Below are 17,611 nucleotides of genomic sequence, written 5' to 3' on the forward strand. Positions count from 1 at the left end.
TTTCTTTACCCCAACACCGGCTGCATATTCGTTATACTTGCTATCCCGGCTATCAAATCATCACTTGGGTTTACTTTAAAGTTTTTGGATGATAGCTCAATTTGCATAGCTTCTTCGCGGTTATTGATCTTGAAACGAAGCTTGCAGTTTTTAACAGGGTACTTTTCGTTATTCTCGTTGATAATATGCTGTATATCATCCAGCAGTTTGCTGTTGAGCATAGTGATATCAATACATACGGTTAATGATTTGGTTAGTTTATCACGCATTTCTGATAGCAGATCCATCACCAGGATGCGCAGATCCCAGTTATCCTTCTGGCGGAATTTCTCTTCAATATTCCCTTTTATATGCAAAAAGTACCCATCCATCATCAGGTTACGAAACTTCACATAGTCATCACCAAACAGTGCAAACTCGTATGATTCATTGTAGTCCTCCAACACAAAAGTACCAAATGGCTTACCGGTTTTGGTTATTTTGTGCTGAACATTCCCTACCAGCCCACCAATACGGATCTCGCCCCTCTTGCGCAGCTCATTAAATGCTCCCATGATATCTTCCCCACCTTCACCAGAGCGAGCTTTCTGCATCAATTTCAAGTCGCTGATGGTGCTGTTGCAAAACCGTTCAAGCTCTACCTTATAATTATCAAGCGGGTGCCCGGTTAAGTATATCCCGATCACCGTTTTCTCGTATTTCAATTTCTCTATCAGTGGCCATTCCTCAGCCTCAGGCATAGCCGGCTCGGGAACATATGACGCCACCGAACTGCCAAACAATGACGATTGCGAGCTGCTTTGCACATTCTGGTAATCATTGGCGTATTTGATCAGTCGTTCAACACCGGTTAATACGCCAACATCTGTTTTGGCAAAAAATTGCGCACGGTTAAAACCAAACTCGTCAAATGCACCACCATAAACCAGGTTTTCATATGATTTACGGTTTACACTCCGCGTGTTTGAACGGCGGGCAAAATCATAAAGCGTTGTAAACGGACCATTTGCTTCGCGCTCCTCAATAATACTTTCAACCGCTTTATCGCCTACACCTTTAACACCGGTTAAGCCGAAACGCACCTGGCCTTTTTTGTTTACCGCAAAAGCCATGTCCGATTCATTAATATCCGGTCCTAAAACCTGTACACCCATCCTTCGGCACTCTTCCATAAAAAAGGTGATCTTTTCCATGTTATTCTGGTTATTTAAAACCGCCGCCATGTACTCAGATGGGAAATGTGCTTTTAAATAAGCAGTTTGGTATGCCACAAAGGCATAACAGGTAGAGTGCGATTTATTGAAGGCGTATTGTGCAAATGCCTTCCAATCCGTCCAAATTTTGGTGAGTTTATCCTTAGGATGCCCTTTGGCTATTGCCCCGTCCATAAACTGAGACTCCATTTTATTCAGGATCTCAATTTGCTTTTTACCCATCGCTTTACGCAAAACGTCGGCATCACCTTTACTAAAGCCTGCCAATTTTTGCGATAAAAGCATCACCTGCTCCTGGTACACGGTAATACCATAAGTTTCGCCCAGGTATTCTTCCATATCCGGAAGGTCAAACACTATGGGTTCCCTTCCGTGTTTACGACTGATAAAATTGGGAATATACTCTATCGGGCCCGGACGATACAGGGCGTTCATGGCAATTAAATCCTCAAACTTATCGGGTTTAAGCTCGCGCAGGTACATTTGCATCCCGTCACTTTCAAACTGGAAAGTACCGTTGGTATCTCCACGTTGATAAAGCTCATAGGTTTCCTTATCATCAAGCGGGATGTAATCAATATCTATATGTATGCCATGATTTTGTTTAACCATACGCAGCGCATCCTTAATAATGGTAAGGGTTTTTAAACCCAAAAAGTCCATCTTAATTACACCTGCATCCTCAATTACACGTCCGTCATACTGGGTAACCAGCAGGTCGGAGTCCTTGGCTACTGCTACCGGAACAATATCTGTTAAATCATAAGGGGCAATAATGATACCGGCAGCGTGCACACCGGTATTACGTACAGATCCTTCCAGTTTAGAAGCCTCGCGCAATACCTGGCTACGAAGGTCGTTACCATTCAATATCTCTTTTAACTCCGGCACCTGCTCAATTGCTTCTTTAAGCGTAATACCCAAAGTATCCGGAACAAGCTTCTTGATAAGGTTCATTTCGGATAGTGGCATATCCAACACCCTGCCCACATCCTGAATACTGGTACGGGCAGCCATTGAACCATAGGTAATGATTTGAGCTACCTGGTTTTTACCATATTTATCTACCACATAATCAATAACCCTTTGGCGACCGGCATCATCAAAATCCGTATCAATATCGGGCATTGATTTACGATCGGGATTCAGGAATCTCTCAAACAGGAGATTGTATTTCATCGGGTCGATATTGGTGATCCCGGTACAATAGGCAACCACCGATCCGGCGGCCGAACCACGGCCAGGGCCAATAAATACGCCCATATCCCGGCCTGCTCTAATAAAGTCGGCCACAATTAAAAAGTAACCCGCAAAACCCATTGTTTTTATGGTGAACAACTCAAAGTTGATGCGCTCTTCTGCCTCGGGCGAAATATCAATATACCGTTCCTTTGCCCCCATAAAGGTTAGGTGCTTCAGGTATTCCCACTGATTCAGTGTATCGGCATCACCTGTTGTGTGGATCTTAAATTCATCCGGGATAACATAATTGGGTAACAGGATGTCCCTCTTTAATTTCAGCACTTCAACCTTGTCCACAATCTCATTGGTATTATCCAATGATTCTGGCAGGTCACTAAACAGGTGGCTCATTTCCTGTTGCGTTTTAAAGTAGAACTGATCATTAGGGAAACCAAAACGATAGCCGCGGCCGCCTTCCTCATCGGTAGCTATGGGGGTGCTTTGCATGTCACCAGTGTTTACGCAAAGCAAAATATCATGCGCGTTTGAATCCTGCTGATCTACATAGTGCGAATCGTTGGAGCAAATCACCTTAACATTATACTTCTTAGCATAAGTAAGCAGCACTTTATTCACTATATTTTGATCGGGAATATCGTGGCGTTGCAGTTCAATGTAAAAATCCTCGCCAAACAGGTCAAGCCACCATTTAAACTCAGCCTCTGCCGCCTCCGGGGTATCCCTTAAGATAGCTTGCGGTACCGATGCGCCTATGCAACAGGTTGTCGCGATAATACCTTTATGGTGTTTTAATATCAGCTCTTTATCAATACGCGGCCATTTACTGTACAGGCCTTCCATATAGCCATATGAGCATAGCTTCACCAGGTTTTTATAACCTTCGGGGTTTTTAGCCAGCATCAGCTGGTGGCGGCGTATATCCTTTTTCTCCTTGGTAAATTGCTTTTTATGCCTGTCTTCAACTACATAAAATTCGCAGCCTACAATGGGTTTTACATTGTGCTTCCCCGCTTCGGCCACAAACTTAAACACACCAAACATGTTGCCGTGGTCGGTTATGGCCAGTGCTTTCATTCCATCAGCTGCAGCCTTTTTATAAAGTTTTGATATATCGGCAGCACCATCAAGTAACGAGAACTGGGTATGTACGTGTAAGTGAGAAAAATCTGGCATAGTAAATCCGTTTCAACAATAATCCTGTAGAAATACAAAGTTATCAAAAAACAAGTTCACGATGTTGGGTGTTAACAAAAACAAATAGCCGCCACGTACAATCCTTTCCAAAAAGACAGGATTAAGTTTCTTTTTTGAATTTCCATTTTTGAATGAAATTTAAACCAGGTCAATGTTTTAGCATACTATTTGATTATATTAAACAAGTTGATCTTCACCTTTGAAAAAATAATACAATTGAAAAAAATTCTACGCATAACCCTCAAAACGATACTGTGGATACTGGTGAGTGTAGTTTTACTGGTTATCCTTGTAGTAATTTTAATACAAGTTCCTGCTGTACAAAACTTCGCAAAAGATAAAGCAGTAACTTTTTTACAGGGAAAAATCCATACTAAGGTTAAAATTGGTCACATAAGCCTTGGCTTACCTAAACTATTGGTTTTGGAAGATGTATACTTCGAGGATCAGAAGAAAGACACCCTTATCGCCGGCGATAAGTTAAAAGTTGATATCAGCCTGTTTAAACTATTGCACCACAAGGTAGAGATAAACGAAATTAACCTGCAGGGAATTACCGCCAATGTAAGCCGCGGGGCCGATAGCGTTTTCAACTTCGACTATATTATGAAAGCCTTTGCCGGTGAGCAAAAAAAAGAGGTGAAGCCTACCGACACCACTTCCACTATGAAATTCTCTGTCGATAAGATCAACCTCGACAGGATCAATATTAGATACAAGGATCTCACAACCGGAAACGATGTAAAATTTCTGCTGGGCCATTTTGATACCCGGATAAAAGATTTTGATATGGATAAAATGAAATTTACCATACCCAAAATTACCTTATCTGGTGTTAACGCGCGTATTATTCAAACCCCAGCCGGATCATCAATTGCCCAGGCAGCCAAGGTTGATACAGCCGTACAGCCAATGAACCTTGATTTAAATTTAGGAGTGATTGATCTATCAAAAATAAAAGTTGATTACCGGAGCAGCGAAATGACCGCTAACGTTGATCTGAATAAGTTTTTAGTTGAGATGGATAAAATAGACCTGAAACACCAAAAGGTTGCGATTAAAAACATCGAACTAAATGATACTAAAGCAGCTATAAGTTTAGCTAAGCCACAAACCGTTACCAAAGCCATTGTTAAGGTAGCCAAGAAGCTCGACACGTTGGTGGCAGCACCGCAATCATCGCGCTGGGCAGTAACAATGGGAAAAATCAGCTTTAGTAATGACAACATTAAGTTTGATAATGATGCCCAAAAAGCAATAGCCAAAGGGATTGATTTTGGGCACATGGATATCAGGAACCTGAATGCCGAGGCCGGGGATATTTCCTACAATCCGGATACTATTTCGGGCAAAATCAACTCCTTCTCGTTCAACGAAAAAAGCGGGTTGAAAATCAACAAGTTCCACACCGCATTTTTTTACGGGCCTACCAATGCTTATATGAATGATCTGTTATTGGTAACACCACAAACCACCCTGCAAAAATCGGTACAGGTACGGTATCCGTCGATAGCAGCCATTACCAAAAACATTGGTTCGCTGGGTATCAATGCCGATCTGGATGGCAGTCGTTTAGGATTGAAAGACGTATTGCTGTTAATGCCAACCATGGCTACTATGGAGCCCTTTAAATCATCCCCAAACACAGTATTCAAAATAAATGGTAAAGTAAAAGGGCAGGTAAACAATCTGGATATTCCTAACCTGGAGATAACCGGATTAAGCAGCACTCATATCAAAGCATCTGCTAAATTAAAAGGACTGCCCGATATAAATAAATCATACTTCGATGTCACTATAAACGATTTTAATACCAGCCGAACCGATATTGACAAACTTGCTCCGGCGGGTAGCATCCCTGCAAACGTGAGCATCCCCGAAAAGCTTAACCTAAAAGGTAACTTTAAGGGTAGCATGGCCAACTTTAATACAAAAATGGGCCTGCGCTCCAGCTATGGCGCTATCGATTTGGTAGCCGCCATGAAAAATGGCACTAACAAAGCCGGGGCAGCCTATACCGCAAGCGTAAAAGTAAATGAACTTAATGTTGGCGCTTTAACTAAACAGCCACAAATGGTTGGCAAAATAACAATGACCGCTAATTTGAAAGGCACAGGTCTTGATCCTAAAAAGTCAAGTATTTCATTCAACGGTAATTTGGTTAAGGCTTATGTTAAAGGCTATACCTATCAAAACCTGGCTTTAAAAGGCAGCTCGAGCAATGGGGCTTATACGGTAGTTGCACGAATGAAGGATCCAAACATCAATTTCGGTCTTGATGCCAAAGCCAATTTAAATAAAAAATATCCGTCAGTAACCGGTACTTTAACGGTAGATAGCATTAATTTGCAAAAGCTCAATTTTGTAAAGGACGACATGCGTTTTCATGGCAAGATAATAGCCAACGTACCCACTGCCGACCCTGATTACCTAAACGCCAATATTGAAGCAACTGATCTTTTAGTGGTAAACAAGGGTCAGCGCATTAAACTGGATACGGTAAGCCTGATTTCCACCGCCAATGCCGATAGCAGCACGCTGCGTTTAAAAACCTCCATTATGAATGCCCATGTTGCCGGCAAGTACAAGCTAACCCAAATTGGCGATGCGGTACAGGATGTGATCAATAAATATTTTAATACTGCCATTGCCGGCGGGCAACAGGTTGCTGTAAAAACTAAAAATGGAAAGACTGTTAAAACCGCACCTGCTGTTAAAACCAAATACTCACCGCAGCAATTCGTGTTTGATGCACATTTAGTTAAAACACCTTTACTCACCCAATTTGCCCCGGATTTAAAACAGCTGGATCCTGTATTACTTAAGGGCAGCTTCAACAGTTCAACCGGCGAGTTAATAGTTAATGGTTCAATACCAAAAGTTGTGTACGGCACCAATACCATTAATCGGGCAACGCTAAATATCAACACGGGCAACAATGCGCTTAATTATAATTTATCGGTTGATGAAGTGAAGATTGGCTCATCTGTTGATCTGCTTTATACCAGCATATCGGGCAGCGCCCAAAACAACAAACTGGGAATAAGTCTACAGGTACGCGATGCCAAAAAGAAAGAACGATATCGGGTAGCTGGTACATTTAGCTTATTGCCAAACGAATACCAGTTTAGTTTTAACCAGGATGGCTTGTTGCTTGATTATTTACCCTGGGCAGTTAGCGGCGACAATTTTTTCCAATATGGGCCAAAAGGAATTCTTGCGCATAACTTTACCATCACCAATAATAACCAGGTGCTAAGTGTTAACAGTACTACACAGGAGTTCAACAGTCCGCTTAATATTAAATTCAGCAACTTTAAAATAGAAGCACTTGCCAAAATAGCCAAACAGGACAGTTTGCAGGTTGGCGGCACTATTAATGGTGATGCAGTAGTAGGTAACCTCCAGGCTTCGCCCACATTTACAGCTGCAATTAACGTGAACGATTTTAATTTCAAGGGCGATACCCTGGGCAACATCGCCTTAAAAGTAAATAACCAAACCGATAATGCCTATGCTGCAAATGTGAGCATAACCGGTAAAGGCAACCAGGTTGACTTGAATGGCATATATTATACAGCCCCCGAAAGCCGGTTTGATATGAACCTCAATATTGTTAGCCTAAGCATGAAAAGCATCGAAGGGTTTAGCTTTGGCAGTTTGCGCAATGCATCAGGTAACATTACGGGGCAGCTAAAAATAACGGGCACAACTACTGCACCATCTATAAGGGGCGATGTAAACTTTAACAAGGTAGGCTTCAACGTAACTATGCTTAACTCCTACTTCAGTATGCCTAAGGAGAGTATTACCTTTAATGATGAGGGCATCCGTTTTAATGATTTTACTTTGGTTGACTCAACCGGGAACAAGGCTATTATGAGCGGCAGCGTTTACACCAAAACATATTCCGATTTTGCTTTCGGGCTTGATATCAACAGTAATAATTTCAGAGCCGTAAACTCTACTCAGGCCGACAACAAATTGTTTTATGGTAAGCTTTATATAGATAGCCGCATCAAAATCCGTGGTAACATGGCTAAACCTGTTGTAGATGCCAACCTTACCGTAAACCCGAAAACTGATATGACCTTTGTGCTGCCAACTTCTGATCCGGGTATTGAAGACAGGAAAGGAGTAGTTGAATTTATAGATCAAAACGCGCCCAAAATGGATTCTATATTGCTGGCCCGGCAGTTGGACTCGCTCAAAAAATCAGATATTACCGGGCTTGATGTATCGGCAAATATAATTATTGATAAAGATGCGGCCTTTACCATAGTGGTTGATGAGCGAAACGGTGATGTGGTTCACCTGAAAGGCGAAGCCAACTTAAATGGTGGTATAGACCCAAGCGGAAAAACAAACCTAACCGGTACCTATGTAGTTAACTCTGGTTCCTATAACCTGGCTTATGCCACTGTAAAACGTAAATTCAACTTTAAAAAAGGGAGTACCATTGTTTGGACAGGTGATCCCACCAGTGCTAATATTGACCTGACCGCTACTTATGTGGCCAACGTGCCCCCAATCGACCTGGTTGAAAACCAGTTGTCGGGTACAGATAACTCCACCATGTATAAGCAGAAGCTGCCATTTAACGTTAACCTTAACTTAAAAAACCAGCTGCTTACACCGGATATCAGCTTTGATATTGTACTTCCTGATAGCTCCTATACGGTATCAACCGATGTGGTAAATTTGGTAAATACCCGCCTTGGCCAGGTACGGCAGGATCCTAACGAATTGAATAAGCAAGTGCTTGGGGTATTGGTATTAGGGCATTTTATTGGCGATAACCCACTGCAAAGCCAGGGCGGCAGCGGCGGTGTTGAAGGCGCTATCCGCAGCAGCGTGAGTAGCTTGTTGTCAGATCAGTTGAATAAACTGGCAGGCAACCTCATTGAAGGGGTCGACCTTAATTTCGGCCTAACATCCGGAGAAGATTACTCATCGGGCACTGCAACCAACAGAACCGATCTTAACATAGGTTTATCCAAACGCTTCCTGAACGACAGGCTTACCGTAAGTGTTGGTAATAACTTTAACCTGGAAGGTAACCAGCAGGGACAAAAGGCCACAAACATAGCGGGCGATGTATCTGTAGGTTATAAACTGAGCAAAGATGGCCGGTATACCCTGCGTGCCTACCGCCGGGATGAATTTATTGTGATACAGGGCCAGGTAGTTGAAACGGGCTTAGGCTTTACCCTTACTGTTGATTATAACCGCTTTAAAGAGATCTTCCGCAAACGCACCGAAGAAGAAAAAGAAATGCGCCGCAAATACAGGCAGGAACAAAAAGAAAAGGATAAAGCCAAAGAAGAGGCGGATAAGGCGGCTCAACAAAAAGCATTAAACACACCTACAAGCTAAGCCAATGATTAAGCATTTAAGATATATATTGATACTGACTGTTTTGCTAAATGCCTGCAGTAATACCCGCTACCTAGCGCCGGGGCAAAAACTGTATACCGGTGGCAAGGTAAAAATTGCAGATAAGGATATTAAAAAAAGCGATGCCAACGCATTGAGCGATGAGCTGGGAGCATTGTTAAGGCCCTATCCTAATGGATCAATATTAGGTTTGCGGGTAAAATTGTATATCTACAACATTACAAAAACAAAAAAAACAAAAGGCCTGGCCCATTGGCTAAACACCAAATTTGGTGAGCCACCTGTGTTGGTGAGCGCTGTAAACCTTGAAAAGAATAGCAGCATATTACAAAACAGGTTACAGAATGTAAGTTATTTCCAGGCGCAGGTTACGGGCGATACCGTAAGTAAGGGCAAAACAGCTAAGGCCATTTATACCGCCCAGGCAGGACCAGCTTATAAGATCAGGAAAGTAACGTTTCCGCAGGGTAACGAAAATATTGATACTGCTATAGCAGCCACATTTGCTAAAACCTTGTTAAAGCCTGGTGAAAACTATAATCTGGATATTATAAAAAACGAACGCATACGTATTGATGCCCGGTTAAAGGAAGAAGGCTTTTACTTTTTTGCACCCGAAGACCTGATCATGCGGGTAGATAGTACTGTTGCAGGGCACCAGGTTGACATTTTTGTAGCAGTTAAAAATTCGATATCAGAAAGAGCCAGGGAAATTTATACCATCAGGAATATTTATGTATACCCCAGTTATTCATTGAGAGATACTTCGCTGATGCTTGATAAAGCTGTACCATACCGTTGGTACAACATGGTTGAGCGAAGAAAAACCATCAGCAGCTTTGCTTTTGCCAATACTGTTTTACTGCATCCCAATGATGCATATAACCGCACCGCACACAATAACTCGCTAAACAGGTTTGTTAACCTGGGTCCCTACAAATTTGTAAAAAACAGATTTGAAGATGTAACGCCAGATTCGCCAAAACTGGATATCTATTACTTTTTAACGCCCTACCAAAGAAAATCATTACAGCTGGAAATACTTGGTCGTACAACATCTGCCAATTATACCGGTACGCAGGTAAACCTCAACTGGAAACACCGAAACGCTTTTAAAGGTGCCGAGGCTTTAACGGTAACCCTGTTTGGTAGTACAGATGTGCAGCTTGGTGGTAACAATAACGGCTATAACGTTTACCAGGCCGGTATTACAACCACGCTATCATGGCCGAGGTTTATCAGCCCTATATATCCAAAAGCCGATAATGCCTATATCCCCCATACCAACTTAACTTTGGGGTATACGTTGGTTAACCGGCAAAAGCTATATACGCTAAATTCGTTCAACGCATCCTTTGGTTACCAGTGGAAAGAAAATGCTCACCGCAGCCACGAGTTGAATATATTGAATTTGACTTTTTTGAATCCCCAAAGTGTATCGCAGCTTTATTTGGATAGCATAAGCAATAAAAACCACCCGGGCAAACCGCGAAACCCGGCCCTGCAACACGTTATTGATAAGCAGTTTACCCTTGGGCCAAGCTATGGTTATACTTTTACCAACACTACAGACGACTACCGCACCAATACATTTTATTATAATGGTAAGGTTAGCTTATCAAATAATGTATATGGTTTAATTACGGGTGCCGATACCACGGCGGGTAAAGTACGTAAGCTTTTTGGCGCAGTTTTTAACCAGTATGTAAAACTGGAAAACGAAATAAGGTTTTTCCATAAAACCGGTCCCAACAGCACTTTTGCGAGTCGTTTAATTGTTGGTGTGGGTTTGCCTTATGGCAACTCGACACAGCTTCCATACAGCCAGCAGTTTTTTATAGGCGGACCAAACAGTTTGCGTGGTTTCCAGGCACGGTCCATTGGCCCTGGTTCATACAATCCAATTAAAACAGTTAGCGCCGGTGATTTTTTACCCGATGAATCCGGTGATATAAAGATAGAAGCCAACCTGGAATATCGCCCCAAGCTATTCAGCATTGTACGTGGTGCATTATTTGTTGATGCAGGTAATATATGGCTACTGCATTCAGGCGGGCGGGCAGGCGCAGCCTTTGGCAAAAACTTTATGAATGATATAGCTGTAGATGCTGGGTTTGGCTTACGATTTGACCTTTCGGTTTTAGTACTACGTACCGATCTTGGTGTACCACTTAGGGTGCCCTACGTATATTCGGGGCAACAACGCTGGGACCTGAATTTCAGCCGAAGCGTATTTAACCTCGCTATAGGTTATCCATTTTAATTGGTTTTTAATTCCCGACTTAGTAACTCCCGGAGTGTTGATTTGCCGGCAAATCAACACTCCGGGAGTTACTAAGTTAAAGCATTGAAAATTAATAATTTAGCAATGAAATTATTTTTCAGCTACGCCTATTAATATATACTTACTCTTGTGTGGAATAAACGAGCTCAACATATTATCTATCTTTCCTAAAAAGTTTTGCTGCCATTCATTTCTGCCTAAGCACCCAAAAAAGCCGATTGTTGAATACTTTATTTTTTTGAATGGCGCAAACACATGCTTTATTTCATTCATCCTTAAATAGTTCCATCCTTTGGTGCCAAAATTTTTCCTCAATATTTTATGAAAAGCAGTAGCTTCTAAATTTTCAGCAAATAGCAACTTTCCGCCCGGTTTAAGGGCTTTGTGGATCTCATTCAGCGTTTTTGCTTTGTTTTGCTGATTACCGCTACTGATGCCTCCTACTATAGACTTAAATATGATCACATCAAAATGATTTTCATACGGAATATTGGTGGCATCCATTGAGGCATAGGTAATTCTGGAAGTACATTTATATTTTTCATGCAAACGATAGGCATCTTCTTCAGGGCCGTTAAGGTCTGTACATAACACATTGTTACCAATTAATGCAAGCCATAAAGATAGTCCCCCTTTACTTGAACCTAACTCCAAACACTGATAATTTTTATTCATAACCTGAGCATGATCACCCCAGTATTTTATTGCATTTGACCAGTTTACAATATCCCAAACTACAATATCTTTAATAATTTCGCTTTTCATAATATTTATCTTAGGTAAACAGATTTATAAGTGAATTTGAAGGCTAATAAAGAAGCATCTGATCTAAAAAAATAAATATAGATATATAATAGATATAGCATATGTGCAAGCTTGCTCAATATACTTTACATTTATTGTATAATTTTTACACTTTTAGTTATTAGCTTTAATTATTGAGCTACTAATTTTCCATCCTGTTGAATAAATTTTAATTATTGCGCTATCAATTTCCGAATTATTTAATAAAATTACTATCATTATCAGATGACCATATCTATCCCCCTCCAGATTATCGACCTTCATGACGACGGCTTTCACCCCTTGGTCGAAGTGATCCTTTTTGGTAAGGCCTTTATTATGGTATTGGACACCGGCGCCTCAAAAACCGCCTTTGACCAAACTATGCTGGCCGACGCCAGTGAGGCCACGTCTATATTAGAAAGTGACCGCTTATCAACAGGTCTTGGCACCAATACCATGCAATCATTTACCGCGCTCATCAGTGGTATGAACATCGGCAGTTTGTTAGTTGATGACTTTGAAGTTGCGGTATTAGATTTATCCACCATCAATATAGCCTATAGCCAGATGGGGCACCCACAGGTATTGGGTGTTTTGGGCGGTGATATATTGATGAAATATAAAGCGGTGATAGATTATGGCAAGCAGGTTATTAAACTAAAAAAGCCCCGTGCTAAAAAAAGCATGGTGTAAAATTATTCATGAAACAACTATTAGTTTGTTAAGCTCATTTTAAATTCCTCTTTGTATAACTTGTAAAAACATAGTTCATTCAGCGTGAATCCTGTAAAAAACAGGCTATAAATTAACCGGCTTACTTCAACTCCCACCAGTTGGCTTGCGGGTAACGCAGAGATACCATTTAAGTGCAAATGAAGAAAATCCTGAAAAATGTATAGCAAGGCTGAACAGGCTATTTGCAGATATAACAGGTTTAACGGCAAAAAGGCTATCCTCCTGAAAGGGTAATCTTTTATTGATCTCTTGGTATTGCCAAAAATAAAGCCTGTCTTAAAATACCTTATATTGGTTAATAATATTGGGGTAAACACCACGACAATAAGCATAGCAAAGTTCATTACAATCGGCATTTTGGTTCCAAGGAAATAGGTGGCACCAACCAGAGCTGCAGTAAATGGAAATAAAGGGTAGCGGAACCAGTTTTTAAATAACCGCCATTGCTTTTTTATAGTTGCTGCATAAAAGGCTTTTTGATGACTTTCTTCAATTATTTTTAGCCCTTTGCTACCACCAAAATCATTGGCTATTATTAAGTCAATATGCTGCTGAAATGACAATTCATTGTTGTCCACAGCATATAAGGAATTAAGGACATGATCATAAACCTCTTCGTAAGTTTCGCGATATTTTAGCATGCCTGATAAGTACTTTTTTAATAGTTCATCCTGCTCTGATAGTGGGTTCATATAATTATTAGGTTAAGGTTATGGCAAAGTATTATTTAACAAACTTCCGTCCGCTCGTAAATCCATTTTACTTCTTCGGTTGTCAGGATCACTTTATGGCGGGTTTAAGGTTTAATAACGCCTGTAGCTGATCTATAAAAGAACGCGCTTCGTTAAGCTTAGTGGTAACTTCCTTGCCGCCTTCTTCAGTTAAGTGATAATACTTGCGTACCCGGTTATCAACCACCTGAGTGAACGTTTTCAGGAAACCGTCGGCCTCCAGTTTATGAAGCGCCGGATAAAGCGCCCCCTCGGTCAGCAAAATCTCTCCGGCGGTAACTTCCTTTACTTTTTGGGTAATTTCGTAACCATACATCTCCGCATTATCTTCCAGCAGTTTTAAAATGATGGTCTGCAGCGTGCCTTTCAACAATGGATTTGTGCTCATAAATCAAATGTATAAATTATTATATACATAACAAAATTATGTATATAAATTTAAAAGCTTTGGCTTTCGCCCTGTTTTATGAAATTCAAAGCACAAAAAAGCCCCGCTTAAAAAGCGGGGCTGAATATTTAATGATCAATAGCATCTGCACATCTGAAATCCGCGCATCTGCACATCGTCCTATGTATCTATCTTAGCGTATTTAGCATTACGCTCAATAAACTCGCGGCGAGGGGCAACTTCATCACCCATCAGCATACTGAAGGTATGATCGCACTCGGCAGCGTTTTCAATAGTAGCACGTTTTAGGGTACGGGTGGCAGGGTTCATGGTGGTATCCCAAAGTTGGATATCATTCATCTCGCCCAAACCTTTGTAACGTTGTATGTGAACACTATCTTCTTTACCGGCACCTTTTAAGCGCTGTACGGCAGCATCACGCTGAACGTCATTCCAGCAGTATTCAAACTCTTTTCCTTTTTTAACCTGGTATAGTGGCGGCGAAGCAATGTATACATAACCGGCTTCTACCAATTCTTTCATATAACGGAAGAAGAACGTCAAGATCAACGTTGTAATGTGCGATCCATCCACGTCAGCATCCGTCATGATGATGATTTTATGGTAACGCAGTTTGGTGATATTAAGTGCCTTATCATCCTCTGGTGTACCCCGGCTTACGCCCAGACCAGTGAACATGTTCTTTATCTCCTCGTTTTCGTAAATTTTGTGCTCCATGGCCTTCTCTACGTTCAGGATTTTACCACGTAAAGGTAAAATAGCCTGGTATTCGCGGTCGCGGCCCTGTTTGGCGGTACCACCCGCCGAGTCACCCTCTACCAGGTATAGCTCGCAAAGTGATGGATCATTATTGGCACAATCGGATAATTTACCCGGCAAGCCCGATCCTGTCATTACACTTTTACGCTGAACCAATTCGCGGGCTTTACGGGCAGCAGCGCGGGCAGTTGCAGCAAGTATCACCTTATTAACAATTAGTCTGGCTTCTTTCGGATTCTCTTCCAGGAAATTACCTAAAATTTCACCTACAGCCATATCTACAGCACCCATAACCTCGTTGTTACCCAACTTGGTTTTAGTTTGCCCTTCAAACTGAGGCTCCTGAACTTTTACCGAAATTACAGCGGTTAGCCCCTCACGGAAGTCATCACCGGTAATTTCCATTTTCAAGTTTTTCAACAAACCCGATTTATCAGCATAAGCCTTTAAAGTACGGGTTAAGCCACGGCGAAAACCGGCAACATGTGTACCACCTTCAATAGTATTGATGTTATTTACGTACGAAAAAACATTCTCGGAGTAGGTATCATTATACTGAAAGGAAAGCTCTACCGGGATACCATTTTTAATACCATCAAGATATATAGGTTCCGGGATGATAGATGTACGTGTACCATCCAAAAATTTAACAAACTCACGTAAACCACCTTGTGAGTAAAACTCTTCTGTTGGGAAAGAGCCATCTTCATTAGGGATACGCTCATCAGTTAAAGTTAAGCGGATGCCTTTATTTAAAAATGAAAGCTCGCGTAAACGACCGGCAAGTGTATCATATTTGTATTCGGTGGTAAGACTAAAAATGGTAGCATCCGGTTTAAAGATGATCGTAGTACCTCTTTTATCTGTTTCGCCAATAGTTTTAACATCAAACAATGGCTTTCCTTCTGAGTACTCCTGCGTCCAAATTTTACCTTCGCGGTAAACCAATGCTGTAAGGTGGATAGATAACGCGTTAACGCAACTAACACCTACACCATGTAAACCGCCCGATACCTTATAAGTATCCTTATCAAATTTACCACCGGCGTGCAGTACGGTCATTACTACCTCTAAAGCCGATTTTTGTTCCTTAGTGTGCATCGCGGTTGGAATACCACGACCATTATCTTCAACTCTTATCGAGTTATCTTTTAATATAAAAACCTTAATTGTGTCGCAGTGGCCGGCAAGAGCTTCGTCAATAGAGTTATCAACTACCTCATATACTAAATGGTGCAAACCTTTAACGCCTGTATCACCAATGTACATGGACGGACGCTTACGTACCGCCTCTAAACCTTCTAATACCTGTATATTATCTGCTGAATAATTGGATTTGTCCTGATTTTCTTCGCTCATATTTATTTAGTACAACAACCTTCAAAAGTACGAAAATTAGCTGGCATTAACGAATAATTGTGGATAAAAAGCGAGGGGGTAAGTATGATGTGTCGATTACAGATTTCAGATGTGCAGATGCTTTTTTTTCGTTGGAAATGAAATAATTCGGGTTCTTTAAATTCTTAATCAAATAGATTCAGGAAAATAATCTACACATCGGTGCGCTTCATCTGCACATCTGAAATCTGTAATCTGCACATCCGGAAATCTGCACATCAAATTAGGATACTTGCAATGAAAGATTATCTTTGTCAAACTTTTTTAATATTTTACTGAGCATAATGAAAACAACGGCTTCAATTTTAACAAAATTTACATTCGGAATATTAATTGCAGGGAGCATAGCCGCCTGTAATCAAAATAAAACTGCCGATAAACCGGCTGCTGCCACTTCTGCTGTAGGCGACAGTAAAGAAACCATCGTTTATATCAACTCTGATACTTTATTAAGTAAATATGAGTATACCAAGGATATGAACAAACGCCTTGAAGAAAAAGGAAAAGCTTCACAAAGCGATTTGCAGGCAAAAGGCCAGGCTTTTCAGCGTGAAGTTGCTGATTACCAAAAAAGTGCAGCTACTTTACCAGCAGATCAGCGCCAGGCAACTGAGCAACGTTTACAACGCAAGCAACAGGAATTACAAGGCTACCAGCAAAATGCCACTGCTGAATTCCAGAATGTACAGGCAACTGAAAACTCTAAACAATACGATAAGATTGCTGATTTCACCAAGGCTTACGCCAAAGAAAAAGGCTATAAATTAGTGTTACTATTTTCGAAAGCAAGCCCGGTTGTACTATATGGCGATCCATCATTAGATGTTACCAGCGATGTAGTTAAAAAACTGAACGAAGCTTACACTAAAGAGAAAAAATAATATTGCAGATGTGCAGATTTCAAATGTGCGGATATGCAGATTGAAATTTTGCTAATTTTAAAATTCTGATTCAGACAGAAAAAAACCTCAACTTCGGTTGAGGTTTTTTAATTTAGTACCATATGGAAAACAAGGCGCACGAAAAATTTATGCGGATAGCTATCGAGCTATCAGAATACAATGTAAATCAAGGTATGGGGGGCCCCTTTGGTGCCGTTATTGTAAAAGATGGCATGATCCTGGCCCGTAGCGCTAACCGTGTAGTGCCTACCAATGACCCCACTGCACATGCCGAAATTTCGGTGATTCGCCTGGCTTGCCAGGAGCTTGGCACCTATAACTTGTCCGGCTGTGAAATTTACACCAGCTGTGAACCCTGCCCTATGTGCCTGGGCGCTATTTACTGGGCGCGTATTGATAAAGTTTACTATGCCAATACCAAAGCAGATGCAGCCACCATTGGCTTTGATGACCATGCCATTTATGATGAGCTGGAAAGCCCTATGGCTAAGCGTAAGATTCCCTTTGTACAGTTATTGCGTGATGAGGCCCTTCCCGCTTTTAAACTTTGGGAAATTGCCGAAAATAAAAACATTTACTAACCTTAACAAAGGCTAACA

General features: G+C 41.2%; 10 protein-coding genes. 5 read left to right on the top strand and 5 right to left on the bottom strand.

What is annotated here, in order from left to right:
- Positions 1 to 5: 5 nt before the first annotated feature.
- Positions 6 to 3,590: a DNA polymerase III subunit alpha gene (gene dnaE, locus AC1DYB_RS21415; protein ID WP_477437844.1), complete on the bottom strand. Its 3,585-nt coding sequence runs from the start codon at positions 3,588 to 3,590 to the stop codon at positions 6 to 8.
- Between the two features lie 237 nt (positions 3,591 to 3,827).
- On the opposite strand from dnaE, the gene AC1DYB_RS21420 reads away from it, so the two are divergent.
- Both AC1DYB_RS21420 and tamL read left to right on the top strand, forming a co-directional pair.
- Positions 3,828 to 8,987, top strand: coding sequence for a translocation/assembly module TamB domain-containing protein (locus AC1DYB_RS21420; protein ID WP_477437846.1), 5,160 nt, complete (start codon positions 3,828 to 3,830; stop codon positions 8,985 to 8,987).
- 4 nt (positions 8,988 to 8,991) lie between these two features.
- Positions 8,992 to 11,271, top strand: a complete 2,280-nt coding sequence (gene tamL / locus AC1DYB_RS21425; RefSeq protein WP_477437848.1) for a translocation and assembly module lipoprotein TamL — start codon at positions 8,992 to 8,994, stop codon at positions 11,269 to 11,271.
- A 111-nt stretch (positions 11,272 to 11,382) separates the two neighbouring features.
- On the opposite strand, the gene AC1DYB_RS21430 is transcribed toward tamL, so the two are convergent.
- Positions 11,383 to 12,057 (bottom strand): class I SAM-dependent methyltransferase, encoded by a 675-nt coding sequence (locus AC1DYB_RS21430; RefSeq protein WP_477437850.1) that lies wholly within the window; start codon positions 12,055 to 12,057, stop codon positions 11,383 to 11,385.
- A 264-nt stretch (positions 12,058 to 12,321) separates the two neighbouring features.
- Between AC1DYB_RS21430 and AC1DYB_RS21435 the strand changes: the two genes are divergently transcribed.
- Positions 12,322 to 12,771, top strand: coding sequence for an aspartyl protease family protein (locus tag AC1DYB_RS21435; RefSeq protein ID WP_477437852.1), 450 nt, complete (start codon positions 12,322 to 12,324; stop codon positions 12,769 to 12,771).
- A gap of 20 nt (positions 12,772 to 12,791) precedes the next feature.
- On the opposite strand, the gene AC1DYB_RS21440 is transcribed toward AC1DYB_RS21435, so the two are convergent.
- The 3 genes from AC1DYB_RS21440 to gyrB form a co-directional block, all read right to left on the bottom strand.
- The gene (locus AC1DYB_RS21440; protein WP_477437854.1) at positions 12,792 to 13,505 is read right to left on the bottom strand and encodes a hypothetical protein; all 714 of its coding nucleotides are present in this window, start codon (positions 13,503 to 13,505) and stop codon (positions 12,792 to 12,794) included.
- A gap of 88 nt (positions 13,506 to 13,593) precedes the next feature.
- Positions 13,594 to 13,932, bottom strand: a complete 339-nt coding sequence (locus tag AC1DYB_RS21445) for a PadR family transcriptional regulator (RefSeq protein WP_477437856.1) — start codon at positions 13,930 to 13,932, stop codon at positions 13,594 to 13,596.
- A 180-nt stretch (positions 13,933 to 14,112) separates the two neighbouring features.
- Positions 14,113 to 16,071, bottom strand: coding sequence for a DNA topoisomerase (ATP-hydrolyzing) subunit B (gene gyrB, locus AC1DYB_RS21450; RefSeq protein WP_295720948.1), 1,959 nt, complete (start codon positions 16,069 to 16,071; stop codon positions 14,113 to 14,115).
- Positions 16,072 to 16,394: 323 nt separating this feature from the next.
- Here gyrB and AC1DYB_RS21455 point away from each other — a divergent pair, with 323 nt between their 5' ends.
- Together AC1DYB_RS21455 and AC1DYB_RS21460 are read left to right on the top strand one after the other, a co-directional pair.
- Positions 16,395 to 16,991, top strand: coding sequence for an OmpH/Skp family outer membrane protein (locus tag AC1DYB_RS21455; protein WP_295720949.1), 597 nt, complete (start codon positions 16,395 to 16,397; stop codon positions 16,989 to 16,991).
- 122 nt (positions 16,992 to 17,113) lie between these two features.
- Entirely contained in the window at positions 17,114 to 17,593 is a 480-nt protein-coding gene (locus AC1DYB_RS21460) for a nucleoside deaminase (RefSeq protein ID WP_295720950.1), read from the top strand.
- Positions 17,594 to 17,611 lie beyond the last annotated feature (18 nt).

The organism is Mucilaginibacter sp. P2_A4 (assembly GCF_056405015.1).

Bases quoted from the DNA above. Each gene is read 5' to 3' on its own strand.
- dnaE (WP_477437844.1), bottom strand. From the start codon at position 3,590: ATGCCAGATTTTTCTCACTTACACGTACATACCCAGTTCTCGTTACTT.
- tamL (WP_477437848.1), top strand. From the start codon at position 8,992: ATGATTAAGCATTTAAGATATATATTGATACTGACTGTTTTGCTAAAT.
- AC1DYB_RS21430 (WP_477437850.1), bottom strand. From the start codon at position 12,057: ATGAAAAGCGAAATTATTAAAGATATTGTAGTTTGGGATATTGTAAAC.
- AC1DYB_RS21435 (WP_477437852.1), top strand. From the start codon at position 12,322: ATGACCATATCTATCCCCCTCCAGATTATCGACCTTCATGACGACGGC.
- AC1DYB_RS21440 (WP_477437854.1), bottom strand. From the start codon at position 13,505: ATGAACCCACTATCAGAGCAGGATGAACTATTAAAAAAGTACTTATCA.
- AC1DYB_RS21445 (WP_477437856.1), bottom strand. From the start codon at position 13,932: ATGAGCACAAATCCATTGTTGAAAGGCACGCTGCAGACCATCATTTTA.
- gyrB (WP_295720948.1), bottom strand. From the start codon at position 16,071: ATGAGCGAAGAAAATCAGGACAAATCCAATTATTCAGCAGATAATATA.
- AC1DYB_RS21455 (WP_295720949.1), top strand. From the start codon at position 16,395: ATGAAAACAACGGCTTCAATTTTAACAAAATTTACATTCGGAATATTA.
- AC1DYB_RS21460 (WP_295720950.1), top strand. From the start codon at position 17,114: ATGGAAAACAAGGCGCACGAAAAATTTATGCGGATAGCTATCGAGCTA.